General features: G+C 73.1%; 29 protein-coding genes. 16 read left to right on the top strand and 13 right to left on the bottom strand.

Features of this window, described 5'->3' with window-relative positions; translation table 11 throughout:
- Positions 1-4 precede the first annotated feature (4 nt).
- Positions 5-433 (top strand): nuclear transport factor 2 family protein, encoded by a 429-nt coding sequence (locus ACFPK1_RS08885; RefSeq protein WP_378020547.1) that lies wholly within the window; start codon positions 5-7, stop codon positions 431-433.
- Positions 434-435: 2 nt separating this feature from the next.
- Here the strand turns inward: ACFPK1_RS08885 and ACFPK1_RS08880 are convergent, their stop codons facing one another.
- Both ACFPK1_RS08880 and ACFPK1_RS08875 read right to left on the bottom strand, forming a co-directional pair.
- Positions 436-1,329: an alpha/beta fold hydrolase gene (locus tag ACFPK1_RS08880; protein ID WP_378020546.1), complete on the bottom strand. Its 894-nt coding sequence runs from the start codon at positions 1,327-1,329 to the stop codon at positions 436-438.
- Positions 1,330-1,466: 137 nt separating this feature from the next.
- The gene (locus tag ACFPK1_RS08875) at positions 1,467-2,633 is read right to left on the bottom strand and encodes a glycosyltransferase (RefSeq protein ID WP_378020545.1); all 1,167 of its coding nucleotides are present in this window, start codon (positions 2,631-2,633) and stop codon (positions 1,467-1,469) included.
- A 44-nt stretch (positions 2,634-2,677) separates the two neighbouring features.
- Between ACFPK1_RS08875 and ACFPK1_RS08870 the strand changes: the two genes are divergently transcribed.
- Complete coding sequence (locus tag ACFPK1_RS08870; RefSeq protein WP_378020544.1) at positions 2,678-3,505, top strand: class I SAM-dependent methyltransferase; 828 nt, start codon at positions 2,678-2,680, stop codon at positions 3,503-3,505.
- 6 nt (positions 3,506-3,511) lie between these two features.
- On the opposite strand, the gene ACFPK1_RS08865 is transcribed toward ACFPK1_RS08870, so the two are convergent.
- Positions 3,512-3,727 (bottom strand): SpoIIAA family protein, encoded by a 216-nt coding sequence (locus ACFPK1_RS08865; protein ID WP_378020543.1) that lies wholly within the window; start codon positions 3,725-3,727, stop codon positions 3,512-3,514.
- A gap of 180 nt (positions 3,728-3,907) precedes the next feature.
- Between ACFPK1_RS08865 and ACFPK1_RS08860 the strand changes: the two genes are divergently transcribed.
- Together ACFPK1_RS08860 and ACFPK1_RS08855 are read left to right on the top strand one after the other, a co-directional pair.
- Positions 3,908-4,819, top strand: a complete 912-nt coding sequence (locus tag ACFPK1_RS08860; protein ID WP_378020542.1) for an alpha/beta fold hydrolase — start codon at positions 3,908-3,910, stop codon at positions 4,817-4,819.
- A 305-nt stretch (positions 4,820-5,124) separates the two neighbouring features.
- Positions 5,125-5,412, top strand: coding sequence for a hypothetical protein (locus ACFPK1_RS08855; protein ID WP_378020541.1), 288 nt, complete (start codon positions 5,125-5,127; stop codon positions 5,410-5,412).
- A gap of 1 nt (position 5,413) precedes the next feature.
- Here the strand turns inward: ACFPK1_RS08855 and ACFPK1_RS08850 are convergent, their stop codons facing one another.
- Positions 5,414-5,821, bottom strand: coding sequence for a RidA family protein (locus ACFPK1_RS08850; RefSeq protein ID WP_378020540.1), 408 nt, complete (start codon positions 5,819-5,821; stop codon positions 5,414-5,416).
- Between the two features lie 101 nt (positions 5,822-5,922).
- On the opposite strand from ACFPK1_RS08850, the gene ACFPK1_RS08845 reads away from it, so the two are divergent.
- Both ACFPK1_RS08845 and ACFPK1_RS08840 read left to right on the top strand, forming a co-directional pair.
- A complete protein-coding gene (locus ACFPK1_RS08845) occupies positions 5,923-6,303 on the top strand; it encodes a winged helix-turn-helix transcriptional regulator (protein WP_378020539.1) in 381 nt (126 codons plus the stop codon).
- A gap of 94 nt (positions 6,304-6,397) precedes the next feature.
- Complete coding sequence (locus tag ACFPK1_RS08840; protein WP_378020538.1) at positions 6,398-7,219, top strand: alpha/beta fold hydrolase; 822 nt, start codon at positions 6,398-6,400, stop codon at positions 7,217-7,219.
- Positions 7,220-7,235: 16 nt separating this feature from the next.
- On the opposite strand, the gene ACFPK1_RS08835 is transcribed toward ACFPK1_RS08840, so the two are convergent.
- Positions 7,236-8,498 carry a bifunctional 3,4-dihydroxy-2-butanone-4-phosphate synthase/GTP cyclohydrolase II gene (locus tag ACFPK1_RS08835; protein ID WP_378020537.1) on the bottom strand — a complete coding sequence of 421 codons (1,263 nt, stop codon included), beginning with the start codon at positions 8,496-8,498 and terminating at the stop codon, positions 7,236-7,238.
- Between the two features lie 182 nt (positions 8,499-8,680).
- Between ACFPK1_RS08835 and ACFPK1_RS08830 the strand changes: the two genes are divergently transcribed.
- Positions 8,681-9,184 (top strand): flavin reductase family protein, encoded by a 504-nt coding sequence (locus ACFPK1_RS08830; RefSeq protein ID WP_378020536.1) that lies wholly within the window; start codon positions 8,681-8,683, stop codon positions 9,182-9,184.
- Here ACFPK1_RS08830 and ACFPK1_RS08825 read toward each other — a convergent pair.
- Positions 9,181-10,191 carry an AraC family transcriptional regulator gene (locus ACFPK1_RS08825; RefSeq protein ID WP_378020535.1) on the bottom strand — a complete coding sequence of 337 codons (1,011 nt, stop codon included), beginning with the start codon at positions 10,189-10,191 and terminating at the stop codon, positions 9,181-9,183. The genes ACFPK1_RS08830 and ACFPK1_RS08825 overlap by 4 nt on opposite strands.
- A 270-nt stretch (positions 10,192-10,461) precedes the next feature.
- On the opposite strand from ACFPK1_RS08825, the gene ACFPK1_RS08820 reads away from it, so the two are divergent.
- The 3 genes from ACFPK1_RS08820 (at position 10,462) to ACFPK1_RS08810 (ending at position 14,166) form a co-directional block, all read left to right on the top strand.
- Positions 10,462-11,940: an aldehyde dehydrogenase gene (locus ACFPK1_RS08820; RefSeq protein WP_378020534.1), complete on the top strand. Its 1,479-nt coding sequence runs from the start codon at positions 10,462-10,464 to the stop codon at positions 11,938-11,940.
- Between the two features lie 30 nt (positions 11,941-11,970).
- The gene (locus ACFPK1_RS08815; RefSeq protein WP_378020533.1) at positions 11,971-13,149 is read left to right on the top strand and encodes an LLM class flavin-dependent oxidoreductase; all 1,179 of its coding nucleotides are present in this window, start codon (positions 11,971-11,973) and stop codon (positions 13,147-13,149) included.
- Positions 13,150-13,341: 192 nt separating this feature from the next.
- Entirely contained in the window at positions 13,342-14,166 is an 825-nt protein-coding gene (locus tag ACFPK1_RS08810; RefSeq protein ID WP_378020532.1) for an alpha/beta fold hydrolase, read from the top strand.
- 144 nt (positions 14,167-14,310) lie between these two features.
- Here the strand turns inward: ACFPK1_RS08810 and ACFPK1_RS08805 are convergent, their stop codons facing one another.
- Positions 14,311-15,072 (bottom strand): alpha/beta fold hydrolase, encoded by a 762-nt coding sequence (locus tag ACFPK1_RS08805; RefSeq protein ID WP_378020531.1) that lies wholly within the window; start codon positions 15,070-15,072, stop codon positions 14,311-14,313.
- 372 nt (positions 15,073-15,444) lie between these two features.
- On the opposite strand from ACFPK1_RS08805, the gene ACFPK1_RS08800 reads away from it, so the two are divergent.
- On the top strand, positions 15,445-16,722 hold the full coding sequence (locus tag ACFPK1_RS08800) for a tryptophan 2,3-dioxygenase (protein ID WP_378020530.1): 1,278 nt from the start codon (positions 15,445-15,447) through the stop codon (positions 16,720-16,722).
- Here ACFPK1_RS08800 and ACFPK1_RS08795 read toward each other — a convergent pair.
- Positions 16,622-17,053: a DUF805 domain-containing protein gene (locus tag ACFPK1_RS08795; protein WP_378020529.1), complete on the bottom strand. Its 432-nt coding sequence runs from the start codon at positions 17,051-17,053 to the stop codon at positions 16,622-16,624. The two genes, ACFPK1_RS08800 and ACFPK1_RS08795, sit on opposite strands and share 101 nt — an antisense overlap.
- A 97-nt stretch (positions 17,054-17,150) precedes the next feature.
- Here ACFPK1_RS08795 and ACFPK1_RS08790 point away from each other — a divergent pair, with 97 nt between their 5' ends.
- The 3 genes from ACFPK1_RS08790 (at position 17,151) to ACFPK1_RS08780 (ending at position 19,319) form a co-directional block, all read left to right on the top strand.
- Positions 17,151-17,768: a hypothetical protein gene (locus ACFPK1_RS08790; RefSeq protein WP_378020528.1), complete on the top strand. Its 618-nt coding sequence runs from the start codon at positions 17,151-17,153 to the stop codon at positions 17,766-17,768.
- Between the two features lie 123 nt (positions 17,769-17,891).
- Positions 17,892-18,551 carry a DUF305 domain-containing protein gene (locus ACFPK1_RS08785; RefSeq protein ID WP_378020527.1) on the top strand — a complete coding sequence of 220 codons (660 nt, stop codon included), beginning with the start codon at positions 17,892-17,894 and terminating at the stop codon, positions 18,549-18,551.
- Between the two features lie 189 nt (positions 18,552-18,740).
- Positions 18,741-19,319, top strand: a complete 579-nt coding sequence (locus tag ACFPK1_RS08780; protein ID WP_378020526.1) for a DUF1707 SHOCT-like domain-containing protein — start codon at positions 18,741-18,743, stop codon at positions 19,317-19,319.
- 3 nt (positions 19,320-19,322) lie between these two features.
- Here ACFPK1_RS08780 and ACFPK1_RS08775 read toward each other — a convergent pair whose 3' ends face one another.
- Positions 19,323-20,369: a class I SAM-dependent methyltransferase gene (locus tag ACFPK1_RS08775; RefSeq protein ID WP_378020525.1), complete on the bottom strand. Its 1,047-nt coding sequence runs from the start codon at positions 20,367-20,369 to the stop codon at positions 19,323-19,325.
- Positions 20,370-20,439: 70 nt separating this feature from the next.
- A complete protein-coding gene (locus ACFPK1_RS08770; RefSeq protein WP_378020524.1) occupies positions 20,440-20,763 on the bottom strand; it encodes a hypothetical protein in 324 nt (107 codons plus the stop codon).
- 113 nt (positions 20,764-20,876) lie between these two features.
- Between ACFPK1_RS08770 and ACFPK1_RS08765 the strand changes: the two genes are divergently transcribed.
- The gene (locus ACFPK1_RS08765; protein WP_378020523.1) at positions 20,877-21,824 is read left to right on the top strand and encodes an SPFH domain-containing protein; all 948 of its coding nucleotides are present in this window, start codon (positions 20,877-20,879) and stop codon (positions 21,822-21,824) included.
- Positions 21,825-21,868: 44 nt separating this feature from the next.
- On the opposite strand, the gene ACFPK1_RS08760 is transcribed toward ACFPK1_RS08765, so the two are convergent.
- Positions 21,869-22,438, bottom strand: a complete 570-nt coding sequence (locus ACFPK1_RS08760) for a TetR family transcriptional regulator (protein ID WP_378020522.1) — start codon at positions 22,436-22,438, stop codon at positions 21,869-21,871.
- A gap of 111 nt (positions 22,439-22,549) precedes the next feature.
- On the opposite strand from ACFPK1_RS08760, the gene ACFPK1_RS08755 reads away from it, so the two are divergent.
- The gene (locus tag ACFPK1_RS08755; RefSeq protein WP_378020521.1) at positions 22,550-22,852 is read left to right on the top strand and encodes a muconolactone Delta-isomerase family protein; all 303 of its coding nucleotides are present in this window, start codon (positions 22,550-22,552) and stop codon (positions 22,850-22,852) included.
- Positions 22,853-23,033: 181 nt separating this feature from the next.
- Here ACFPK1_RS08755 and ACFPK1_RS08750 read toward each other — a convergent pair whose 3' ends face one another.
- Positions 23,034-23,483, bottom strand: coding sequence for a cupin domain-containing protein (locus ACFPK1_RS08750; RefSeq protein WP_378020520.1), 450 nt, complete (start codon positions 23,481-23,483; stop codon positions 23,034-23,036).
- A gap of 232 nt (positions 23,484-23,715) precedes the next feature.
- Positions 23,716-24,573 (bottom strand): IS3 family transposase, encoded by an 858-nt coding sequence (locus ACFPK1_RS08745; RefSeq protein ID WP_378020647.1) that lies wholly within the window; start codon positions 24,571-24,573, stop codon positions 23,716-23,718.
- Positions 24,574-24,592: the final 19 nt, after the last annotated feature.

The following is a 24,592-nucleotide window of genomic DNA, read 5'->3' as shown; positions in this document are numbered from 1 at the left end:
CGACATGGATCTACGCGAGGACCGCGAGCAGCTCTTCGCCCTCCTCGGATCGCCGGACACCACGCCGCAATTCTTCGAACGCGTCGCCGATAACGTCGACTGGACCGTGCAGGGCACCCACCAGCTCGCCGGGCACTACAGGGACAAGAAGGTCTTCGTCGCCGAGACGTTCGGCCGGCTCGGCGCGCTGATGCAACACGGCACCCAGCTCGAGGTGCGGCACCTGTTCCTCGACGGCGCCACCGCGATCGCCGAGCTGCACGCCCTGTCGACGACGCTCGACGGCGCGCCGTACGACCAGGCGCTGTGCTGGATCTGCCGCTTCGACTCCGCGGAGCCGGGCGCGACGATCGTGGAGGTGCGCGCCTATCTCGACTCGGCCATGGTCACCTGGACGATCATGCGCAACGAACAGCTCAAGGCACGGGGCTGAGGTCACACCTCCTGGAGGAAGTCGAGGATGCGGCGATTGATGTCGTCGGGTCGCTCGACCATCATGAAGTGACCGACACCCTCGATGAGTTCCGACCGCGAGCCCTTGCCGCAGTAGTCGGGCACCCGATCGACCTGGGCCTGGCTCATGCCGTGGCAGCCGTCGTTGGTGCCGTGGAGATAGAGCGTCGGCTGGGTCAGCGAGAACCCCCACGCGGCGGCCTGCTCGGCGGCCCAGGACGGTGACCCGAAGCGCGTCGGATCGAACTGGCCCCAGTAGTAACCCAACGCCGCTTCGAAGTGCGCCTGATCGCGGATGCACTCCTTGACGCGGGGCAGATCCTCGGAGGCGTCGTAGCCCGGTGACCAGTCCGCCCAGATGTTGTCGATGAAGGCGAAGTCATCGGCCCGGATCACGTCCTCGGCGACCCGCTGCATCTGGAAGTACCAGAAGTAGAACGACTTCTTGATCTGCTCGTAGGTCACGATGTTCTCGCCGAAGATCTCCAACGGTGGGATGTTCATGATGGCTACCCGCGACCACCCGTCGGGTTCCTTCCCCGCCGCACCCCACGCAGCCACCGCGCCCCAGTCGTGGGCGATCAGGACCGCAGCGTCCTCCCCGCTGAGCGCCTCCCGAAGAGCGAGGACATCGGCGACCATCGTGCTCGAGTGGACGTGGTGGCGGTCGTCGGGCAACTGCGTCGGCGCGAAGCCGCGGGCGAACGGTGCGACCGCGTGGTACCCGGCATCGGCGAGGGCCGGCAGGAGATGGCGATACGACCAGGGCGAGTCGGGAAAGCCGTGATAGCACAAGGCGAGCGGCCCGCTCCCCGCGTGCAGATAACGGAACTCCAGTCCGTTCGCCTGAACTGATCCCTGCTCGATGTCAGCCATTCGCGCGACCTCCGCATTCGTCCGGGCGCCGAGTGTTCGAGAACTCGAGCGGAGTGCATGGTGACGTCCCGGGACAACGACCGTGTCTCCTCCGGTTTGCGACTTCGTCCCGCCGGAGCAGACGCTCCGGGGAGATGTCAGCGACGGGGTCGCGCGGCGGCCGGCGTGATCAAGTCGACGGCGTCCTCGGTCGGTGGCAGCGCCCCGATCTCGGCGGCGATCTTCTGGGCCACCGCCGCGGCCGCGGGGTCGGCGAGCACGTCGGTGATCGCCCGGCGCAGGTCGGCCGGGTCGACCGCGCTGGCCGGGGCACCCGGGTCGCGCGGGCGGACCTCGATCCCCGCGCCGAGCTCGGCGACCCGGCGGGCGTTCGCCGGCTGGTCGGCGAACAGCGGCGTGATCACCAGCGGGACCCCGGCCGCCAGCGCGCCGAGCGTCGTCCCCGACCCGCCGTGGCAGACCACGACGCGCGCGTTGCCCAGCACGTCGGCCTGCGGCACCCACCGGGCGATGTGCACGTGTGGGCCGGGCGCGACCAGCCGGTCGTCGTCGACCCCGTGGCCGGTGGTGAGCAGCACGCGCGCCGGGAGGTCGGCCACCGCCGCGAGGGCCACGTCGTAGATCGGCGCCGCGGTCGGCACGCTCGCCGCGACGCTGCCGAACGTCACGTAGACGAGCGGGCGGTCGTCGCCGCGCCAGTGGTCCGGCAGCGGTGCGGGCGCGGCCTGCGGCATCCGGAACCGGTACGTCGGTGCGGGATCCGGCCCATGCCCGGAGTCGAGCGAGGGCGGGAAGAACGTCAGGTACGGGGCGGCCGCGATCCGCCCGGTCAGCCCGGGCCTCCACGCCTCGATGGCGTCCGTCGCCAGCGCCAGCATCTGCCGCTGCGCCGAGATGAGCCCGATGCCGACCTCGACGTGCGGGATCCCCTCCTCGTCGGCCACCACCGCCGACGCGATCTCCGCGGACTCGCGGACGATCACGTCGGGCCGCCGGGCGCGCACGGTGTCGCGGACCGCGGGCAGCATCGCGCGGACGTTCAGCGTCGCGAAGACCTGCCCGACCACGAGCCGCTCGGCCTCGACGGTGGGCAGGTGCGGGACCCGCGCCCAGACCGGGCCGAGCTCCGCGTCGTCCGGCGCCGCGCCGATCGCGAAGGGCAGCCCCTCGTGCTCTGCGGTGGCGGCGAGCCCCGGCGGGCCCACCAGCAGCACGTCGTGCCCCGCCCGGCGGCAGGCGGCGGCGAACGGGAGCATCGGGGTGACGTGCCCCGCCCCGCCGGTGCTGGCGAACAGGATCCGCATGGAACACGGTAGCGCCGGGCGTCGTCGCCGGTAGCGTCCTCGAGATGACCGATCCGGGCCCGACACTCGAAGAGCTGGCGGTCGGCGTCGAGGGCCTGGCCCTGCTCCGGACCCTCTACGCCGACGCCGCCGACGAGCGGGCGGCGCGCCTCGCCGAGACACGCGCCCTGCTGGACGGCGCGGCCCCGACCGGGCGCTTGGGCGCCGAGCTCGACCTCACCGAGGGCTACGCGCGATGGGCGGCCACCTACGACCGTCCGCTGCGGCTGTTCGGCCTCGAGGAGCCGCCGGTGCGTCGCCTGCTCGACGCGCTGCCCGCCGGCGAGATGCTGGACGCCGCCTGCGGCACCGGGCGGTGGGCGTCCCACCTCGCCGGCCGCGGCCACACCGTCATCGGCGTCGACCGGTCCCCCGCCATGCTCGACCTCGCCCGCGCCAAGCTCCCCGACGCACGCTTCCTCCACGGCGACCTGACCCGCCTGCCCCTCGACGACGGGTCCGTCGACGCGGCCGTCTGCGCCCTGGCCCTCGTGCACGTCCCCGACCTCGGCGTCGCCTTCGGCGAGCTCGCCCGCGTCGTGCGCCCCGGGGGCCGGGTCGTCATCAGCGACGTCCACCCGTTCCTGGTGGCGCTGGGCTGGCAGGCGCAGTTCCCGACCGACCACGGGCGAGCGTTCATGCGCCTGCACGCCCACCTGCCGTCGGACTACGTGACGGCGGCGCGGGACGCCGGCCTCACCGTCCGGAGCTGCGAGGAGCCGCGCCTGACCGCCGAGGCCGCCGCCACACCGACCGCGGACCTCGTCCCGAACGCGAACCGCGACGCGTACGTGGGCCTGCCGGGTGTCCTCGTGTGGGAGTTCGAGCGGTAGCGACCGTCACGACTCCTGGCCGGTGGCCACCCACGCCGTGGCCTGCGGCAGCCGGTCGAGCGGGAACGCCCGCCACTGCCCCGAAACGGGCGCCGAGAGCACGCGGAGGGCCGGTCGCAGCCCGTCGTGGTCGCTGACGACGGCGACGCGCTCGTAGGACCCGACGTGGCGGACGGCGAACATCAGCTCCTCGGCCAGCGCCTCGCCCTCGTACTCGAGCATCCGGGCGCCGAGGAGGTAGAGCAGAGCATCCGGATCTCGTGCGCGGCGATCGGTCTGCCCGACCTCGCGACGCGCGCGCGGAGGGCCGCCGTGCTCCCGGCGCCGACGGCCGTTGGTCCGCTCGTCGGTACCTGGCGCGCATCGCGTTCCCCCGGGTCGGATCGAGGGCACGACTTCGTCATGTCCGCACCGCAGGTCGACCTCCGCCCGGCTGGGACGCCCGGCACCCGCAGCAGTGACGGCACGTGGATCCGGACCTGGGACAACGAGTGCGTGGGCCTGCCCGTGGTCATCAGCAACGGGCTGGGCGCGCCGCCGTCGGCGTGGCCGCTGCTCGCCGACCCGGACGGCGGCGTGCACGCCGTCTCCTGGTACCACCGCGGCCTGCACGCCTCGCGGCCGCCGGCCGACCTCGACCGGATCACCGTGGAGGACCACGCCGCCGACCTCGAGGCGGTGATGGACCACGCCGGGATGGACCGCGCGCTGCTCGTCGGGTGGTCGCTCGGGGTGAACGTCGCCTTCGAGTTCGCCCGCCGCCACCCCGAGCGCGTCGCCGGCATCCTGGCCGTCGGCGGCCGGGCCGGGGACCCGTTCCACATCCTGTTCGGTCCCACCGGCGTGCTGCGCGACCTGCGCGAACCCCTCGGCCGGGCGGGCGCCTCGGCCCTGCGCTGGATCGGCCCGCCCGTCGCCGCGGCCGCCGGGATGCTCGCCCCGTTCCTCGACACCGCCCAGGCGCTCGTCGGCCTGTCCGGGCTCCGCCCGCCGGCGAGTCTGCAGGCCACGAGCGCGGTCGCCCGGGAGTTCGCGACCCACCCGTGGGTCTGGTACTCCCGGCTCGTGCTCGCCGCGGGCGACCAGGAGCCGATGGACACGGCGTTCGCCACCTTCCCGGTCACCGTCGTCGCCGGGCTCCTGGACAACCTCGCCGCCGCCGACGACCTGCAGCGCACGGCGCGGGACCTTCCCGACGCGCGCTTCGTCCCCCTGCTCGGCGGCCACTTCCTGCCGCTGCAGTACCCGGGCCGGCTGCACCGCGAGCTGCTCGACCTCGCCGAGCGCAGCGACCTCGCCGCACCGGGCGGGTAGGCGGACACCGGTCAGCGTCTCGGCGTAGACGGCGTCCGGTTTCCCCGGGGTCGAGCCGGTCGTGTCCCGGATGTCCGGTACCCCGGCGCGGGCGACGCTCGGTCGCATGTCGATCCCCACGCATTCCGGCACCACGAGCCCGTCACCGACCTCCTTGCGGGCGTGTGCTGGTCGCGGCGCCGGTGAGCTCGGGATCGGCCCCGCTCGGGTCGAAGGACCCCGGAGTCCGGGCCCTGCGACCGTCGTCGCGCGGAGACCCGGGTGTCACGGTGCCGGCTCCAGCCTCAGCCAGGGAGGAACGAATCATGTCGGTCGTGTTCGTGCACCAGGGACCGGGACTCACGCAGGAGAGCTACGAGGAGGCCGTGCGGCGACTGACCGGCCGGAGCCGGATGGAGAGCCCCGACGACTGGCCGGTGCCGGGACTGCTCGTCCACGTCACCGGGCAGGGCGAGCACGGCTTCCGGATCGTCGACGTGTGGGAGTCCGAGGAGGCGGCCGGCCGCTTCTTCGAGGCGGTCGCGCCGATCCTCGACGAGGTCGGGATCAAGAACGACGTGGAGTCGTACCCGGCCCACACGTTCGTCCGCTGACTCAGGGCAGCACGGCCAGCGCGTCGACCTCGACGAGGTAGCCCGGCGCGGCCAGCGCGGTGACCCCGATCCAGGTGCTCGGTTGCTGGAACGCGACGCCCAGCGTCGCGGCCGCCCGCTCGCGCCCCACGACGAACTGCCCGGCCTTCGCCTCGTCGAGGTCGACGACGTAGACCGTGACCTTGGCCAGGTCGGCCGCCGACGCCCCGACCGCGTCGAGGGCGGCGGCGATGTTGAGGTAGCACTGCTCGGCCTGCGCGGCGACGTCGCCGCGGCCCACGAGGTTCCCCTCGATGTCCCAGGACACCTGCCCGGCCAGGTACACGGTGCGCGAGCCCCGGGTGTCGGCCACCTGGTGGTGGACGTCGACCCGGTGGACCCCCTCGGGGTGCACGAGCTCCACGGTCATCCTCGGACTCCTCTCCTCGACCGGGCGAGCGTGCCGGGACACGGGTCCTCCGGGAAGGAGGCACCTCGCGGTGCTGTACGCACCGGGTGGAGAGTGTGCAGGTGACGAGCGTGGAGTCCGGCGACGAGCCGCCGTGGAACCCCTACCGGAAGGCCTGCCCGACGCGCCAGCTGCTGGACCGGATCGGTGACCGGTGGACCGTGCTCGTCGTCGGCGCCCTCGCGGACGGGCCGCGGCGGTACACCGAGCTCGCCCGGCGGATCGAGGGCGTGAGCCAGAAGATGCTGACCCAGACACTGCGCGCCCTCGAGCGCGACGGCCTCGTCGTCCGGACGGTGCACCCCGTGATCCCGCCGAGGGTGGAGTACGAGCTCAGCGACCTCGGCCGGAGCCTCCTCGCGCCGCTCGGCGCGCTCGAGCGGTGGGCGATCGACAACATCGCGGACGTCCTCGCCGCGCGCGAGGACTACGACCACGGGTGAGCCGGGGACGACCTGCCTACCCCTTGCTTCACAGATCTGTGTACCTTGGTGTCGCAGAAGTTCACAGACCTGTGAACCATCGACGGGAGCCGCCATGAGCTGGGAACTGCCGGAGGTCTTCGACACGGGCGACGGGGTCGTGCGCTGGGCACGGCTCGGCGAGAGCGGGGAGCCGATCGTCCTCGTGCACGGGACCCCCTACTCCTCCTACCTGTGGCGCGACATCGCCCCCGCGCTCGCCCGGTCACGCCGGGTCTACGTGTTCGACCACCTCGGCTACGGCCGGTCGGAGAAGGCCGAGGGCCAGGACCTGACCCTGGCGGCGCAGGCCGAGCGCTTCACCCGGCTCCTCGAGCACTGGGGACTGGACCGGCCGAGTGTCGTCGCGAACGACATCGGCGGCGCGATCGTGCTGCGCGCCCATCTCCTCGAGTCGGCGCCCTACCGGGACATGACGATCTTCGACGCCGTCAGCGGCGGTCACTGGGAACGCGGGCTCTTCCGGCTCATGCGCGAGCACCCGGACGTCTTCGACGCCCTGCCCGGGTACGCCCACGAGGCCCTCGTCACCGCACACCTGGAGAACGCCAGCCACCGCGGGCTACGCCCCGAGGTCCTCGAGGCCTACCTCGCCCCGTGGCGCGGCCCGGAGGGCCAGGCCGCCTACTACCGGCAGTACCGCCAGCTCTCCGAGGCCGACACCCGTCCCTACGAGTCGTCGCTCACCGGCATCGACATTCCCGTGCGGCTGCTGTGGGGGCGCCACGACCGGATCCTCCCGCCCGAGTACGGCACCTGGCTCCACGAGCACATCCCGCACGCCGAGCTGCACTGGATCGACGAGGCCGGGCACCTGCTGCAGGAGGACGCTCCCGCCCAGCTCCTCGCCCACCTGCTCGACGACCCACGGCGGTAGAGGCGCCGGGCGACCCTCAGGCCCCGCCCAGGGCCACGAGGTGGCCGAGACGCTCCTGCTTGGTGCGCAGGTAGCGCAGGTTGTCCGGACCCGCGGCGGCCGGCAGGCCCACCCGCTCGAGGATCTCGACGCCGTGGCCGGCGAGCCCGCGGTACTTCGCCGGGTTGTTGGTGATGAGCCGCAGCCGGGTCACGCCGAGATCGGCGAGGATCTGCGCGCCGGTGCCGTAGGTGCGGGTGTCGACGGGAAGGCCCTGGGCGGTGTTGGCGTCGACCGTGTCCATGCCGGTGTCCTGCAGCTCGTAGGCGCGGATCTTGTGGGCGAGGCCGATACCGCGACCCTCGTGGCCCCGGAGGTAGACCAGGACGCCGGCCCCTTCGGCGGCGACGGCCCGCATCGCCTGCTCGAACTGGGCGCCGCAGTCGCAGCGCAACGACCCCAGGATGTCGCCGGTGAGGCACTCGCTGTGGACCCGCACCAGCGCGCCCCGCGGCGTCCGGGCGGCGGCCGCCGCGTCGCCGTGGACCAGCGCGAGGTGCTCGGTGCCGTCGACGGTCGAGCGGTAGGCGACGGCGCGGAACGCCCCGAACGCCGTGGGCATCGCGGACGTCGCCACGTGCTCGACGAAACGCTCGGTGGCCAGGCGGTGGCGCACGAGGTCGGAGATCGCGACCACCGGCAGGTCGTGCTCGGCGGCGAACCGGGTCAGCGCGGCCCCGCGCAGCATGGTGCCGTCGTCGTCGACCATCTCGCCGATGACGCCGACCGCCTCGCGGCCGGCCAGGCGCAGCAGGTCCACCGTGGCCTCGGTGTGGCCGGCCCGCACGAGGACCCCGCCGTCGCGGGCGCGCAGCGGGAACACGTGGCCGGGGCGCCGCAGCTCCGCGGGGCGCGTGCGGGTGTCGGCGAGGGCCCGCACCGTGCGCGAGCGATCGGCCGCCGAGACGCCGGTGCCCGTGTCCTCGTGGTCGACGGTCACCGTGAAGGCGGTGCCGTGCGGGTCACCGTTGTCGTCGACCATGGGCGGCAGCGCCAGCGCGTCGGCACGGGGCCCCGACATCGGCACGCACACGATGCCGGTGCTGTGCCGCACGACGAACGCCAGCTGCTCCGGCGTCGCCGCGTCGGCGGCCAGCACGAGATCGCCTTCGTCCTCCCGGTCGGCGTCGTCGGTGACCACGACCATCCGCCCCGCGGCGAGGGCCGCCACCGCCTGCTGCACCGACGTCGTCGACGGCAGCCCGGCGACGGGGACGTCGTGACCCGCTGGTCCGCTCATGGTGGTGTCCTCTCCTCGACGATTCCGGGGACGACCGTAGGAACGGGAGGACGGCGACCACCATCCGCCGGGCGCCGACGATTGTCCGATGCGCGCGGGCAGGAGGTACGGCGCCGTCACCGGATATCGCGCCGCCGTGCGCGGATGGTCCGGCGACGAGCACGGACCTACCGTTCTCGGCCATGGACGCCCACGCCGCCACCGTCGATCCCGCACAGATGCGCCACGTGCTCGGACATTTCGCGTCGGGAATCGTCGTGATCACCGCGACGACCCCGGACGGGCCGGCCGGATTCACGTGCCAGTCGTTCAGCTCGCTCTCGCTCGATCCCCCGCTGGTCTCCTTCTCCCCCGCGCGCTCGTCCACCACGTGGCCGCGGATCCGAGTGGCCGGCCGGTTCTGCGTGAACGTCCTCGCCGAAGGGCACCGCGACACCAGCACGGCCTTCTCGCGCTCGGGCGCCGACAAGTACGCCGGTGTCGCCTGGTCCCCCGCGCCCTCCGGCGCGCCACGCCTCGACGGTGTCGTCGCCTGGATCGACTGCACGCTGGAGGACGAGTTCCCGGGCGGGGACCACACGATCGTCGTGGGGCGGGTCCGCGCCCTCGATGCGGACACCACGCGCGCGCCGCTGGTGTTCCACCGCGGCGCCTACGACCTCCTCGGGACGACCGCCCGGGACTAGCGGCGCTCGCGCAGGGTGTCGCGGGGCAGCTCACCGAAGCGCTCGCGGTACTGCTGGGCGAACCGGCTCTGGTGCAGGAACCCCCAGCGCAGCGCGACCTCGGTCACCTGCACGTCGGCGGGGTGCGCCCGCATGAGCTCGGCCCGCACGTGGTCGAGCCGCAGGCGCCGCAGGTAGCTCATCGGCGACTCGCCGAGCTCCTGCTGGAAGGTCGCGTGCAGCGTCCGGACGCTGAGGCAGCCGACGCGGGCGAGCTCCTGCGGGGTGAGCGGCTCGTCGGCGTGCTGCTCCATGTAGTCGAGGACGGGACCCAGCCGGCCGCGGCGGACCGGGTCCGCGGGGGCCGTCAGCGCGTCGGTGTAGCGGTGCCGCCCGACGTGGAGCAGCTGGGTCATGACGAAGGCCTCGAGCTGCTCGCGCGCCAGGGGCATGTCCCCCAGACCGCCCGGACGGTCGAGCTCCCGGGCGAGGAACTCGACCGACGACAGCAGCGTGCGCCCGGCCGGTGACGTGAGGTCGATGCCGAACTCGAAGTCGACGACGTCGTGGACGGGGCGCCCGAGCTGGTCGCCGAGGTGCGTCTCGAGGCTCGAGCGGGGGATCTTCAGGATCCACTGCTCGGCGTCGGCCGACCAGCGCACGGTGTTGGTGTGGTGCGGGAGCAGGACCAGGCCCGACCGCCCCGCCGCCGTGCTCCCCCGCGTGCCGTCGGACCGCTCCGCGCGCGTGGCACCCGCGATGGTCAGGTTGACGTGGTAGTTGTCCTCGGTCGGGGGCATCACCAGCTTGGCCGGCGACTGGTAGGTCAGGTAGCCGAAGGTGAACAGCCGGTCGGTCGTCGCGTTCAGCGTCATCGCGACGTCCTCGGCGGGCGCGCTGAGGTCGTGGTCGAGGTAGACCCGGGCGACGGCCTCGCGCGCCTCCTCGAGGCGACGCGTGTCCAGGACCGCGTGACGCCCGAGCCGAGCCGGTGTCACGCCGCTCTCGTCGTCGCGTGCGGATGGCATCGCCCGACACCTCCTCGTGCCGACCCCCGAGTCCGGTTCCGGAGAACGTTAGGCGGCCCGTGCGACGGCGAACAGCCCGAGAGCGCAGCCCGCCATCCGTTCCGTGCAGGACCCCTCGGGGGCCGCGTGCGACCGATCACCCGCGTCTGCACGGAACGGATCGGGCGCCGCCCTGCACGGATATCGGCGCCCTTTCCGCGGTCCTAGCGTTGGCCGCCATCCACCCCGGATTCCCGTTGTGCGGGACCCACGGTCAAGGAGACGACAACGATGACGACAGCGCTCGAGGAATTCAGGCTCTTCATCGGCGGCAAATCCGTCGACGCCGTGTCGGGCGGCACCTTCTCCTCGGAGAACCCCTATTCCGGGGAAGCGTGGGCCCGGCTCGCCGACGGCGGCGCGGCGGACGTGGACGAGGCGGTCGCCGCCGCCCGGTCGGCGTTCGAGGGCGACTGGGGACGGATGACCGGATTCGCGCGCTCGGCGATCCTGCGCCGCTGCGGGGACGCCGTCGCCGCGAACGCGGAACGCCTCGCGCGCCTCGAGGTCAACGATTCCGGCAAGCTCCTGCGCGAGATGCGCGGGCAGCTCACGAGCCTGCCGCAGTGGTACTACTACTTCGCCGGGCTCGCGGACAAGATCGAGGGCCGCACGGTGCCGCCGGTCAACCCGAACTACTTCGGCTACACCCGCCGCGAGCCCGTCGGCGTCGTCGGCGCGATCACCCCGTGGAACTCCCCGCTGCTGCTGCTCACCTTCAAGCTCGCGCCGGCCCTCGCCGCGGGCTGCACGATGGTGGTCAAGCCCTCCGAGCACTCGCCGGCCTCCACCGTCGCGTTCGCGGAGATCCTCACCGAGGCCGGGCTGCCCGCCGGCGTGCTGAACGTCGTCACCGGCCAGGACCGGTCGACCGGCGAGGCCCTGGCCCGCCACCCCGGCGTCGACAAGATCGCCTTCACCGGCTCGACGGCGACCGGCGCCGCGATCGCGCAGGCGGCCGGGGCGAACATCAACCGCGTCACGCTCGAGCTCGGGGGCAAGTCGCCGCAGATCGTCTTCCCCGACGCCGACCTCGACGCCGCCGCCAACGGGCTGGTCGCCGGGGTGTTCGCCGCCACGGGCCAGACCTGCATGGCGGGCTCGCGCCTGCTGGTGCACGCCGACGTGCACGACGCCCTCGTGGAGAAGGTGGTGGCGCGGGCCGACGCGATCGTCCTGGGCGACCCCACGGAGGCCGGCACGGAGATGGGCCCGGTCGCCAACCGGCCCCAGTACGAGAAGGTCCTCGGCTACCTGCGCGGCGCCGCGGACGAGGGCGCGACCTTCGCCTGCGGCGGCGCCGCCGACGACGAGCACGGGGGCCTGTTCGTCCGGCCGACGGTGGTCACCGACGTCACCCCGGAGAACACCGTCGTGCGCGAGGAGGTGTTCGGCCCGGTCCTCGCCGCCTACACGTTCACCGACGAGGACGAGGCCCTCAAGCTCGCCAACGACACCCCGTACGGGCTGGCCGGCGCGGTGTGGACCAAGGACGTGCACCGCGCGCACCGCGTCGCCGCGGCCCTCCGCGCCGGCACCGTGTGGATCAACGCCTACCGCGTCATCGCCCCGAACATGCCCTTCGGCGGCTTCGGCTCCAGCGGCATCGGCCGCGAGAACGGCGTCGACGCGATCGCCGAGTACACCGATAACAAGTCGATCTTCGTCGAGCTGACGGGCGGCACCCGCGACCCGTTCCAGCTCGGCTGACCCACCCCACCCGACGACGAAGGAGACGACGTGACCGTCACCGCCAACGAGCGCCTCGGCCTCGCCCCGACCGATCCGCGACCGATCAGCGAGACGCGCCCCCTGGTCGACCGCCACCTGACCAACCCGCTGTTCGGCGACCAGAAGATGAAGCTCGGCCTCTTCGGCGTCAACTGCTCCTACGGCCTGATCATGAGCCACGCCCCGAGCACGTACGAGATCACCTGGGACCACACCATGGAGATCGCGCGCCGGGCCGACGACCTCGGCTTCGACGTCCTGGTGCCCGTGGCCCGGTGGAAGGGCTTCGGCGGCTCGACGAACTTCAACGGCAACTGCTTCGAGACCTTCACCTGGGCCGCCGGCGTCGCCCAGGCCACCGAGCGGATCGCCGTGGCCTCGACCTCGCACCTGCCCACGGTGCACCCGATCGTCGCGGCCAAGATGGCGACCACCATCGACCACATCTCCCGCGGGCGCTTCGCCCTCAACCTCGTCATGGGGTGGGTCGCGCCGGAGATGGAGATGTTCGGCTCCGAGCAGCGCGAGCACGACGAGCGCTACGCGTTCGGCCAGGAGTGGATCGACTTCGCCGACCGGCTCTGGAGCGAGGAGGGCACCTTCGCCGTCCACACCCGGTACTTCGACGGTGAGCTGCTCGAGGCGTACCCCAAGCCGCACCAGGCGCCGCGGCCGGCGCTGCTCAACGCCGGCAACTCGGCCTCGGGCATCGAGTTCTCGGCGCGCAACGTCGACATCAACTTCGCCTCCCTCGACACCCTCGAGAACATCCGGGCCTACTCCGACAAGGTCCGCGCGAAGGCCCGCGACGACTACCGGCGCGACATCCAGGTGATGACCTACGGCCTCGTGGTGTGCCGCGACACCGAGGAGGAGGCCCAGCGCGCCTTCCAGCAGGTCGTCGACGAGGGCGACTGGGGCGCGGCCGGGAACGTCATCAAGATGGCGACCTCGGGGGCGAGCCAGTCGTTCGACCACGCCGCGACCAAGATGCAGGAGCGCTTCATCGCCGGCTGGGGCGGCTACCCGATCGTCGGCACCCCGGAGCAGGTCACCGAGAAGCTCGCGGAGCTCAACGAGGCCGGGATGCAGGGCATGATCTTCGGGCTGATCGACTACAACGAGGAGCTCAAGTACTTCGGCGACGAGGTCATGCCGCTGCTGAAGCAGGCGGGGCTGCGCCACTGACCCGTCGGGCCCGCCACCACTCGCACTCCGTCGCGTCGAGTGTGCGTTCCGTGGCGGGCCCCGCCTGCCCTTCCCGACCGTCGCGCGCCCTGGGTAGGGTCGCCTTGATCCGGGGCCCCGCAGCGTGGCGGTGGCCATTCCGCGCGTTCTGCGAACAATTCCTGTCCAGACGCCCGCGAGGGAGACATCCGCATGGGAACGATCACGGTCGGCGACGGTACGGAGATCTTCTACAAGGACTGGGGCTCGGGCCGGCCGATCGTGTTCAGCCACGGCTGGCCCCTCTCGTCCGACGACTGGGACGCCCAGTTGTTGTTCTTCGTGCAGCACGGCTACCGGGTCGTCGCCCACGACCGGCGAGGTCACGGGCGGTCGAGCCAGACCGGCGAGGGCCACGACATGGACCACTACGCCGACGACCTCGCAGCGGTGACCGTGCACCTCGACCTCACCGACGCCGTGCACGTCGGGCACTCCACCGGCGGCGGCGAGGTCGTCCGCTACCTCGCGCGGCACGGGGAGGCCCGGGTGGCCAAGGCCGTCCTCATCAGCGCCGTGCCGCCGTTGATGGTGCAGACCGACGCGAACCCCGGCGGCCTGTCCAAGCAGTTCTTCGACGATTTCCAGGCGCAGCTCGCCGCCAACCGTTCGGCATTCTATCGCGAGGTGGCCGCCGGCCCGTTCTACGGATTCAACCGCGACGGCGTGGAGCCGGTCGAGGCACTGATCCAGAATTGGTGGCGCCAGGGCATGATGGGCGGGGCGAAGGCGCACTACGACGGGGTCGTGGCCTTCTCGCAGACCGACTTCACCGAGGACCTGAAGAAGATCACGGTTCCGGTCCTCGTGATGCACGGCGACGACGACCAGGTGGTGCCCTACGCCGACTCGGGGCCGCTGTCGGCGGAGCTCCTCCCGAACGGGACGCTGAAGACCTACGCGGGGTTCCCGCACGGGATGCCGACCACCGAGGCGGAGACCATCAACGCCGACCTCCTGGAGTTCGTCAGGTCGTGACGTGCGGGGCGAGCGGGCTTCCGGGAGCACCGCTCGCACCCTCTCCACCTCGCCGGCTCCGTCGACGCGGCTGCCGAGGCGCGGCGGTTCGTGGGCGGGGCGCTCCGCCGCGCGTTCTCGGAGGACGCGTAGCGCTCCCCGGCATCACGTGCGCGCGGGCTGCCTCAGGAACTCGACCGCACGGGCCTGCGCGGCACCGGCGTCGGGGTGGGTGTAGAGCGCCAGGTGGGTGCCGGTGTCCAGGGTGAGCAGCTCGGCGCCCGGAATGGTCTCGGCGGCGAACGTGCTCTGCGCCGGGGGCAGGTCGCCGTCGGCGCTGCCCTGCACGACGAGCGCGGGCGCGGTGATCTTCTCCAGCTCGAGCGAGGTGATCGCCGCGAACTGCTCGAGGTCGTTGTGGAAGCCGGCCCGACGGTGGCGGTCGGGGACGGCCGTGGGGCCGAGCGCGAGGGCGAGGTCGCGCTTGGCCGGGTGGGCGAGGACCTCCTCGACGCGCTGCGCGAGCTGCTCGTCCGACAGGTCGCCCTCGGCGGCGAGCTCCGCCCTGATGTACTGCTCGGGCTGGTGGGCGGCGAGCAGCCGCAGCAGCCACCGCCCCGGGGCGGTGGTGAACATCAGCTTGGTGGCGACGTCCTGGTGCGGGGCGTGGTAGGCCTGGCTCACCGCGGCGTGGGCGAGCAGGCAGGTGACCCGCTCGGGGTGGCGCACGGCGAGGCGGTAGCCGGCGGGCCCGCCTCCCGACCACGTGTAGACGCCGGCGCGGTCGATGCCCAGCGTGTCGAGGAGCGCGGCGAGCAGGTCTGCCTGCTGGTCAATGGTGGTGCGGTCCGCGAGCGGGGTGCCGAGGTAGCCGGGCCGGGAGAGCAGGATCGCGGAGATGCCGTCGCGGGGCAGGAACCTCGCCATGAGAGCGGCGGCGTCGATCCCGCCGGGAGTCCGTGCACGACGACGACCGGCGTCCCGGTGCCGACGACGGCGTACTCGACGGGCCCGAGGGCCGTCTCGGCGACCGTGCTGACGTACTCGTCCTCTCCGGGACGGCGTGCGTGGTCCATCGGGGCTCCTCGGTCGGCGTGCGTCGATCTCCGCGGGCCGAGATTGCTGGACCGGGGCCACGGACACCAGTACCTGTCGCACGCGCGGGGAACGGCAGGCACCGGGCCCGCACCCGACTCTCCGGCGGGTTCTCCCCCGGCCCACGGGGGCGGGCCCGATCGTCGCGCGGGCCGCCGTCGCGCAGCCTCGGTGCCCCAGCCACCGACCGCGGAGGTCGTCGCGATGCCCGAGAACCCGTGCCGGCCGCCGGATGCGGCGCTCGCCCGCGAGCTCGAGGTGTGGCGCTCGTCCGACCCCGGCCCCGACGCCGACGGCCGCGCCCTGGCCCACCTGCTGACCCGGCGCATCCGGCGCGTCGGGCGGCACGCGCTCCCGGCCCCGCTGCTCGACGTGCTCGCGGAGATCGCGCGCCGCCACCGCGGCCGGGACCCGTTCCTCGACGACTTCCTCGACGCCGTCCTCGCCCGCCACCACGACCGGTTCCACAACGCGAGCTACCTCGCGCTCCCCCTGCTCGCGCGCATCCTCGACGACCCCGAGACGGGGCTCGACCCGGAGCACCTCTCGGCCCTGCTGCTCGCCGACGTCGTCCGCCACGAGCGCCGCCACCCCGAGGGCACCGACCCCGCCGTGGGCCGCAAGCGCGTCCGCCAGGCGGCGCGCTTCGTGTCCGCGGTCGACGACGGGCTCGCCGACGACGTCGCGCCGCCCGCCACGCGTGCCGGTGAGTGGCTCGGGCTCTCCGTGCTGCCGGTGTCGACCGAGCACGACGAGTACTTCTTCATCCGCTCCCTGCAGGCCCACGAGCTGGTGTTCACGACGCTGACCGCCCTGCTGCGGTCGGCCACCGCGGCCGTGCGCGCCGGGCGTCCCGGGGACGCGACCGCCGTCATGGTCCGGGCGTCGACCGTGTTCGAGCGGGCGAGCCTGCTCTTCCGGCTCGTCGCCACCCTGCGCGCCGTGTCCTTCCACGCCTTCCGCGAGCACACCGACGGGGCCAGCGCCATCCAGTCCGAGGCCTACAAGCGCTTCGAACTGGCGTGCGGCGAGCCCAGCCGGGCCCGCCTGGACTCCGAGGCCTTCGCCGGCGTCCCCGCCGTTCGTGCCGAGGCCGACGGCCACGACAGCCTGGCCCGGGCCGTGGCCGACCGACCGGGCCACCCACCGGGACGGCTCGCGGCCGCCGTCGCCGACCTCGAAGCCGCTCACCAGCGCTGGAAGACGACCCACCACAGCCTCGCGGCGCGGATGCTCGGCGACGCCCCGGGCTCGGGCTACACCGCCGGCGTCCCCTACCTCGCGGCCTGCCGCGCCCACCGGCTGGTGGGGACGCGGGACCTCCGCCGCCTGACGGGAGGATCGTCGATGCCCGCCGCGCGCGAGGGTGCGGACGCGGGCGTCAGGCCGCCGGCTGCTGCGGCGTCGGCGACGGAGCACCGACCGCGACGTCCTGCTTGGGGTCCGGGCCGAAGCGGTTCGGACCGCGGGTGCCCTCGATGACCCAGAACACGATCAGCACGATCTGCCCGACGAGCGGGACGAGGTAGAGGAGCGCCCACCAGCCCGACCGATCGGTGTCGTGCAGCCGGCGGACGGCCACCGCGATCGCCGGGATCAGCACCGCCAGGCCGTAGAGCCCCTGCAGCAGGCCGGGCGTGACGACGAGGGTGCCCCGGGCGTCGACCACGCTCGCCGTCCCGATCAGCCGGTCGACGAGGCCGAGCACCGCGCTCGCGAGCACGTTGAACAGCACGAACATCCAGAACTCGGTGCGGCGGGCCCGACCGCCGAAGTCGGCGTACTGCTTGAGCGCCTTCAGGTACCACTGCATGGGACACCTCTTACGGAACGTCGTCGGCGACGGGCTTGTTGCGCGGATCACTCGCCCGGTCAGAGTAGCGCCAGGTACTCAGCGTGACAATCATCTCGTGGCGTCCATCAGCGGGCCGGGCCTGGTCCGCGACGCCGGAACGGCGCCGTCGGCCCCCTGGTTCGGTACCGTCGTCGCCGTGAGGCGCCGGCACGGGAGCTCACGGCGTCGCGTGGGCAGCGCGATGCCGCAGAGCCTGGTGCCCGGCAGCTGGTCCGGGCGCCTGGCCCTCCTGGTGATCGCGCTCGGACTCGTGCTCATGCACCACGTCGTCGGCGCCCACCAGCACTCGGCCGCGGACGTCGCCCCCTCCGGCGCGGCGGCTCCGTCGCTCGCCGCTCCGGACGCGCCGGGCGAGCACCAGCACGCCGGCCCGGCGCGCCCGGACGGGCCGGTCGTCGACCCGCACGTCGGCATGACGGCTGTCGCGAGCAGCGCGGCGCTTCTCCACCGACATCCGGACGAGAACGGTCACGACCACGCCGGGTCGCTGGTCCACCTGTGCCTCGTCGCGCTCGTCGGTGCCGTGGTCCTCCTGCTCCTGCTCGTCATCGTCGCGCTGTGGCGGCGGGCAGCGCCGCTCCGTCCCGGCGCGGGGGACGTCGCTCCGGCGACGGCTCCCCGCGCTCCTCCTGCGTCCTCGAGACAGGCCGAGCTCCAGGTTCTCCGGCTGTAGGCCGGCCCACCGACTGCGTACACGCACGTGAGTCCACGCACGTGCCCGCGCAGCGGCGCCGCTACCTGCCATCAGCACCGGCCTCGTGCGCACCGGCCGGTGCCCAGCCGAAGGAGTTCCCTCGTGCGTGCCCGTCTCGTCGGCGGCGTGATCGCCGCCGCCACCGCCGCCCTCGTGGCCGCCGGATGTTCCGACTCCGGTACCGCTCCACCCGCGGCCGGTCCCGCCGCTGCTCCGACAGCGGCCCCGTCGCCGTCGGCCGCAGCGCCGATCTCGCCCGAGCACAACCAGGCGGACGTGATGTTCGCCCAGGGCATGATCCCGCACCACGTCCAGGCCATCGCCATGTCGTCCCAGGCCTCGAACCGAGCAGCGTCCCCGGAGGTCAAGGACCTGGCCGCTCGCATCGCCCGGGCACAGGCTCCCGAGATCGAGCAGATGCACCAGATGCTCGACACCTGGGGCGCTCCCCGCCCGCAGCCGGGTTCCACCGCGATGCCCGGGATGCCGGGACACGCGATGCCCGGCATGCCGATGGGCGACATGTCCATGCACGGGATGATGAGTGACGCCCAGATGCAGCAGCTGGCGGCGCAGTCCGGGGCCGCGTTCGACCGCATGTTCCTGCAGATGATGATCGAGCACCACGCCGGCGCCGTCCAGATGGCGCAGACGGAGCAGGCGCAGGGTCTCAACCCGCAGGCCAAGGAGCTCGCCGGCGCCATCGTGGCCGCCCAGCAGCAGGAGATCACCGAGATGCAGGCCCTGCTCAGCAGGGTCTGACCGGCCGGGGGCGGGCCGGCGCGGCTCCGGCGGACCCGGCGCCCGTTCCCCCCTTCGCGGGCGCCCGCCCGTCGGTGCGGCCCGCCCCCGGAACCGGTTCCCGAGCACGTCGTCATGGAGGTCGGCGCCGGCGTGCCCGTCGTCCTCATGCCCTCCCGCGGAGGATCGCCCGGACCTAGCATCGAGGCGATGAGCGGGTCGGACCACGGCGACGCCGGCCCCCGCGTCTCCGACGAGGACCGGGCACGAGCCACCCGACTCGTCCGGTCGGCCGTCGGTGACGGTCGGCTGACCCCGGCCCAGGGTGACGGGCGCCTGGCCGGCATCGCCGCCGCGGTGTCCCGCGACGAGCTGCGGGCCTGTGTCCGCGATCTGGAGGCGCCGACGGCGACCGGGGCGGGGTCCCCGACCTCGTCGCTCAGCCTCCTGCGCGCCACGGTCCGGCGCGGGGAGTGGGCGCCGGGCCCGGAGCACACGGTGCTGGCGTTCATGGGCGGCGCGGAGCTGGATCTCCGTCGGGCCCGTCTCGACCCGAGCGGTACCACCATCCGCGTCTACGCGATCATGGCCGGCGTCGTGATCATCGTCGGTCCGGAGGTCGACGTCCGCTGCGACGGGCGCGGCGCGATGGGAGGGTTCGCCGACCTCTCCGGGCCGCCGACGGCACCGTCGTCGTTCAGGGCCCCGTCGCTGCACGTCACCGGCGCGGCCATCTGGGGCGGCGTGGAGGTGCGCCGACGCGACCCGGAGCCGGCTCCGCCGGCGTGACGGTCACCCCCGCTTCGCGACGACCATGACCGCCAGCCGCCAGTCGAACCACGGCTCGGGTCGCTCGGTCGCGATCGCGCCGGCCAGGTGCCGGTCGAAGAGCTCGGTGGCGACCGTGGCGCGCCGGTCCGGGTCGAGCTCCTGGAGCAGCGAGGGGCCGAAGGACACCCGCAGGGCAGCGGCCACGGTGGCGGGGTAGGTCGAGGGCTGCTCCCCGCGCGACTCCCCGGTCTGCCGCCACAGGGGATCCCCGATGTCGACGAACTCCAGCTGCTCCAGCACGAGGTCGCCGCCGTCGTCGAACGGGGCCCGCCACTCGGCCGCGGTGCGGTACCACGCCGGGATCGTCATCGCGTCGCGTTCCTCCTCGCCGAGGACGCCGCGCCCGACGAGCTCCTGCAGGCCGCGGGCGACCTCGTCCATGGCGCGCTCGGCCCCGGACCGACGGGTGGGCCCCTCGCCGTGGGCGGCGCCGACCACGATCACGAGGCGGGCCCCCGGCAGCATCTCCGCGGCCCTCGCCGCGAGGAACGCGGACCAGTCGGCGGCGCCGGCTCGCGCCCAGGCCGTGTACTGCTCCGCGCTCGCGCTGCTGAACCAGAAGCCGTCCAGCCGGCCCGGGACGGCGCTGAGCCAGTGCACGGCGATGGAGCTCCACCCGACGCCCACCCAGCCCTCGGGGAGCAGCTGCTCGTAGAAGGACCGGCCGACGGCCGCGGTGTACACACCCGGTCGGCGGTAGGTGTCCGGGTCGTCCGCCACGGTGTGGAAGAGCGAGCCGAAGTCGTTGCCCGGCAGGTCGGTGTGGCACACCCACACCGGCTGGTGCTCGCCGCGGACCCGCCGGACCGTCTCGACGGCGGCCGACATCGGCGCCAGGGAGTTGCGCCCCTCGGACGACCCGTAGTCGACGACGGTGACCACCCCGGCCGGACCCAGCGGGGCGGCGGCCGCGGCCTCCCGGAGCAGGTCGAGACCGAACACGGACGACGCGGCCTGGGCCGACGCGTTGGCGTTGTAGCGCCCGCCGCCCTCCATCGCGGTGGACATGGCGCGGGAGGCTAGCGCGGGCGGTCGACCGGCCGCGTCCCCTCGACGGGGAGATCGCGGGGACGAGGCCTCAGCCCCGGGTCAGCCGCCGGCGGTTCCCCACCACGCTCCGGTGGACCGGGGTGACGACCGCGCCCACGAACCGCGCGCCGTCCCTCGGCGGCGTCGTCACCGCCGCGACCGCCGCCTGCCCGAAGGCCTCGGCCTTCTCCTGGACCATCCGCACCAGCTCACGCCGTTCCCGGGCGTCCGGCGGCCACCCGCCGGCCACGATCCGGACCGTGCGGAAGCCGATCACCACCGGCACGGACACCGAGATCTCGAGGAGCTGGAACCAGGGCCGCACCCAGCTCGCGCCCGGGATCGAGGACCCACCGTGCTTCGTCGTGGCCATCTGTCGCACGGTACGTCCCGCTGACGAACAGGGCTTCTCCGCCGTCGCTGCGCTACCTTTTTCCCGGCGACCCTCTCTCCGACGGGGGGCCGCGCGGTGAGGGATGTGGCGAGATGACCGTTGCCCTTGCGCTCTGCGCCGCCGTGCTCCTGGTGGCCGCGACGCTGGTCGGGACGAGCGTGCGCATCGTCCGCCAGTACGAGCGCGGAGTCGTGTTCCGGTTCGGCAGGGTGGAGCCCGGCACCACGAGAGCCCCGGGCATCGTCCTGCTCTGGCCGATCGCGGACCGGCTGACGAAGGTCAACATGCAGATCGTGACCCTGCCGGTCCCGGCCCAGGACGGGATCACCCGCGACAACGTCACCGTGCGGGTCGATGCGGTCATCTACTTCCGGGTGGTCGATCCGGTCCGCGTGGCGGTGGACGTGCAGGACTACATGGCCGCGATCGCACAGCTCGCCCAGACGTCGCTGCGGTCGATCATCGGGAAGAGCGACCTCGACGACCTGCTGAGCAACCGGGAGAAGCTCAACCAGGGCCTCGAGCTGATGATCGACAGCCCGGTGGTCGACTGGGGCCTGCACATCGACCGCGTCGAGATCAAGGACGTCTCGCTGCCCGAGTCGATGAAGCGGTCCATGTCGCGCCAGGCCGAGGCCGAGCGCGAACGTCGCGCCCGCGTCATCACCGCCGACGGCGAACGGCAGGCGGCGGCGACGCTCGCCGAGGCCGCCGAGACGATGTCGGACCACCCGGCCTCCCTGCAGCTGCGCCTCCTGGAGACGGTCGTGGAGGTGGCCGCCGAGAAGAACTCGACGCTCGTGCTGCCCTTCCCCGTCGAGCTCCTGCGGTTCCTCGAGCGCATCACCCCCGAGGAGCACCCGGGCCCGACCGCGACGGACCGGGCGGCCGCAGGACCGCCACCCCTCCCCCACCGAGGCCCGACCGCCTCCACGGCACGCACCAGCTCAGCGCTCCGCTCGCCGGCCCGCGTGCCCCCTCGGCCACGAGCCCGGTCACGATCGCGGAGGACGACGCCGGCACGCGCGCACCGGCGGTGACCCGACTCGCGACGTCGACGTACGTCATCGCGATGCCGCGGACGTCATCCGGCGAGCACGGTCGCCCGCAGGGCCGACAGGAGCTCGTCACAGATGGCGACCAGGTCCTCGCTCCCCTCCTCGGCGTCGAGCCACCGGAGGTAGGCGGTCAGGAACACCTGGACCCCGACCCTCGCGGCGACCCCGGCGAGGTCTCCGTCGACCCCCCGCCGGGCGAGGACGTCGGCGAACTCGAGTGCCATGGCGTGCTGCTTGATCAGATCGCGCTCGAGGAGCTCCGGGTTGGCCGCGATGACGGCCTGCCGCTCCCGGAGGGCACGGCGCGGGGCGAGGCCCTCCCAGTCGTGCTGCGCCAGCACCCCGACCACCATCCGGACCGGGTCCGCCACGCCCGACGCCCGACCGACTCCCTCCACCAGGGCTGCCCGCAGGTCGTCGGCGTGGGCGAACAGGACCTCGCGCTTGTCGCAGAAGTAGCGGAAGAACGTCCGGTTGGTGACACGGGCCCGGCGCGCGATCTCGACGACGCTGGTGTTCTCGAAGCCCTGCTCGCGGAACAGCTGCAACGCGGCCGCCGTGAGGCGTTCCTCGCTGCCCTGCTCCCACCGCGGCACGTGCTGACGGTACCGGACGTGATGACACACCATGACATCAGGGCTATCGTGATGTCACAGTGCGACATCACGTGCCGCACACGCCGATCGGAGAACACCGTGGACTTCCTCGTGAGGGCGACCCCGACGACGGGACTGCTCGAGCTCTCCGCCGAGGAGCGCGACGAGCTGATGGCACGGGAGCGCGAGGTCGCCACCGCGCTCATCGACGCGGGCACGATCACGTGGATGTGGCGACTCCCGAACACCGGGACCAGCGTGACCATCTGGAACGCGGAGAGCCGCGAGGCGCTCGAGACGCACCTCGGCACGCTGCCGGTCTTCCCGCACAACGTCCTCGAGATCACCGCTCTGGCGACTCACCCGGCCTTCCCGACCCCGCTCCGCGCGGTGCGGAGGTCGGAGCCGGCGTGACGAGGCGTCGGGCCTCGGGCACCGACGACCGCAGCGAGCCAGGTGGCGGCGACCGCCCCGCGATCCAGGAGCCGGAGCCCGTTCACGGGTCGAGGCGACGATGGCCGCCCGGGCTCTTCGCGTCCCCGATCCGGTTGTCGGCGTTCGGCGGCAGGGCGACGGTGGACACGACCGAGCCGGGCTAGAGCCAGGTGATCCCGTACTCGCGGGAGGCCGCCTCGCGGGCCTCACCGTCGAGGGTGCCGTCGGCCTCCGCGGCGGCGAGGCGACGGAAGAAGCCCTCGAGACCGGACGGGGAGATGACGACGAGCACCCGCCCCTCGCCGGGCGTCACCCGCCGCTGCGCGTGCGGGGTCCCGCGTGGCGCGAACACGCTCTCGCCCGCAGCGAGCCGGTGCTCCCGATCGCCGATCCGGATCACGTGCTCGCCCTCGACGGCGTGGAAGTACTCGTCCTCGTTCTCGTGGACGTGCAGCGGGGTGTCCGACAGGGGCGGGAGCTCCTCGATGACCGAGAACGCCCCGCCGGTCGTGGTCCCGTCGACGTGGACCACGAGGGTCACTCCCGCGAAGGTCAGGACCTCCCGGGAGTTGGGTGCGACGCCGTGGAGGGAAGTGAGCGGGTCGGCCATGGGTCCCTGCCCGGTCTGAACGCTTCGTCGGACAGAAGAAGACTGGACCCGACGCCGGAGGAGCACAACGACCCGTCGGCCCGACGACAACTCCGTGCGGCGCGGGGCGGCCCGCCGGATCGAGCCGCACCAGTGAGGGAACGACTTGCTAGTGGGGATCCAGGCCCTCCGTGAGGCGGACGGACGGGAAGCGCCTGCCACCTGAGGTTCCCCCGCTTGCTCGGAGTGGTTCCTACCTGGCCGGTTCGGGCTCGGGGTGAGCTCGGCTGGTGTGCCAGGTGTGCTCGTACTCGTCGGGGGACAGCCATCCCAGGCGTGCCTGGATGCGTTCGCGGTTGTACCAGCCGTCGATGTAGGCGAACAGGGCGTTCTCGGCCTGCTCCCGGGTGCGCCAGCTGGTGCGGTAGACCAGCTCGGTCTTGAGGGTGGAGAAGAAGTTCTCCATCAGCGCATTGTCGTAGGAGTCGCCGACCGAGCCCATCGAGGCCAGAATCCCGTGGTCTTCGAGCCGCGTCCCGAAGCGGAACGACGTGTAGTTCGACCCGCGGTCGGAATGATGGCGAAGTTGGCCGTCGCGGACCTCGCGGGTCCAGACCGCGTACTCGAGCGCGCCGAGCACGAGTTCGGTGTCGCAGCGGTCGGAGGTCTTCCACCCGACGATGCGGTTGGAGAACACGTCGCGGACCGCGGCCAGCCAGAACACGCCTTCGCCGCACGGGAAGCGGGTGGCATCAGCGACCCAGAGCCGGTCCGGGGCCGGCGCGGTGAAGTCGCGTTCGACCAGGTCCGGGGCCGGTGAGGCCCGCGGGTCCTGCCTGGTCGAGGGCTTGCGCCACCGCTTGCGCAGGTAGGCGCCCTGCAGGCCGGCGGCGCGCATGAGCCGCTCGACCCGCTTGCGGGACACGTGCCGGCCGCGGCGGTGCAGGGTGGCGTGGACCCGCGGGGCGCCGTAGGTCTGCCCGGACCGCTCGTGCACGGCGCGGATCTGCTCGAGCAACTCGGCGTCGCCGCGGCGGCGCGCCGAGGGGCCGCGTTCCTGGTCGAGCCAGCCGTAGAACGTCGAGGGCGGAATCTCGAGCTGGCGAAGGATCGGCTCGACACCGAACTCG

It is taken from the genome of Actinomycetospora rhizophila (assembly GCF_042657905.1).
GTDB classification, from domain to species: domain Bacteria; phylum Actinomycetota; class Actinomycetes; order Mycobacteriales; family Pseudonocardiaceae; genus Actinomycetospora; species Actinomycetospora rhizophila.
Note: the sequence above shows the minus strand (reverse complement) of the source record. Positions and strands in the feature narration are given on the sequence as shown.

Coding starts and splice junctions, on each gene's coding strand:
- ACFPK1_RS08885 (WP_378020547.1), top strand. CDS start 5: ATGGATCTACGCGAGGACCGCGAGCAGCTCTTCGCCCTCCTCGGATCG.
- ACFPK1_RS08880 (WP_378020546.1), bottom strand. CDS start 1,329: ATGGCTGACATCGAGCAGGGATCAGTTCAGGCGAACGGACTGGAGTTC.
- ACFPK1_RS08875 (WP_378020545.1), bottom strand. CDS start 2,633: ATGCGGATCCTGTTCGCCAGCACCGGCGGGGCGGGGCACGTCACCCCG.
- ACFPK1_RS08870 (WP_378020544.1), top strand. CDS start 2,678: ATGACCGATCCGGGCCCGACACTCGAAGAGCTGGCGGTCGGCGTCGAG.
- ACFPK1_RS08865 (WP_378020543.1), bottom strand. CDS start 3,727: ATGCTCGAGTACGAGGGCGAGGCGCTGGCCGAGGAGCTGATGTTCGCC.
- ACFPK1_RS08860 (WP_378020542.1), top strand. CDS start 3,908: ATGTCCGCACCGCAGGTCGACCTCCGCCCGGCTGGGACGCCCGGCACC.
- ACFPK1_RS08855 (WP_378020541.1), top strand. CDS start 5,125: ATGTCGGTCGTGTTCGTGCACCAGGGACCGGGACTCACGCAGGAGAGC.
- ACFPK1_RS08850 (WP_378020540.1), bottom strand. CDS start 5,821: ATGACCGTGGAGCTCGTGCACCCCGAGGGGGTCCACCGGGTCGACGTC.
- ACFPK1_RS08840 (WP_378020538.1), top strand. CDS start 6,398: ATGAGCTGGGAACTGCCGGAGGTCTTCGACACGGGCGACGGGGTCGTG.
- ACFPK1_RS08835 (WP_378020537.1), bottom strand. CDS start 8,498: ATGAGCGGACCAGCGGGTCACGACGTCCCCGTCGCCGGGCTGCCGTCG.
- ACFPK1_RS08830 (WP_378020536.1), top strand. CDS start 8,681: ATGGACGCCCACGCCGCCACCGTCGATCCCGCACAGATGCGCCACGTG.
- ACFPK1_RS08825 (WP_378020535.1), bottom strand. CDS start 10,191: ATGCCATCCGCACGCGACGACGAGAGCGGCGTGACACCGGCTCGGCTC.
- ACFPK1_RS08820 (WP_378020534.1), top strand. CDS start 10,462: ATGACGACAGCGCTCGAGGAATTCAGGCTCTTCATCGGCGGCAAATCC.
- ACFPK1_RS08810 (WP_378020532.1), top strand. CDS start 13,342: ATGGGAACGATCACGGTCGGCGACGGTACGGAGATCTTCTACAAGGAC.
- ACFPK1_RS08805 (WP_378020531.1), bottom strand. CDS start 15,072: ATGGCGAGGTTCCTGCCCCGCGACGGCATCTCCGCGATCCTGCTCTCC.
- ACFPK1_RS08800 (WP_378020530.1), top strand. CDS start 15,445: ATGCCCGAGAACCCGTGCCGGCCGCCGGATGCGGCGCTCGCCCGCGAG.
- ACFPK1_RS08795 (WP_378020529.1), bottom strand. CDS start 17,053: ATGCAGTGGTACCTGAAGGCGCTCAAGCAGTACGCCGACTTCGGCGGT.
- ACFPK1_RS08780 (WP_378020526.1), top strand. CDS start 18,741: ATGAGCGGGTCGGACCACGGCGACGCCGGCCCCCGCGTCTCCGACGAG.
- ACFPK1_RS08775 (WP_378020525.1), bottom strand. CDS start 20,369: ATGTCCACCGCGATGGAGGGCGGCGGGCGCTACAACGCCAACGCGTCG.
- ACFPK1_RS08770 (WP_378020524.1), bottom strand. CDS start 20,763: ATGGCCACGACGAAGCACGGTGGGTCCTCGATCCCGGGCGCGAGCTGG.
- ACFPK1_RS08765 (WP_378020523.1), top strand. CDS start 20,877: ATGACCGTTGCCCTTGCGCTCTGCGCCGCCGTGCTCCTGGTGGCCGCG.
- ACFPK1_RS08750 (WP_378020520.1), bottom strand. CDS start 23,483: ATGGCCGACCCGCTCACTTCCCTCCACGGCGTCGCACCCAACTCCCGG.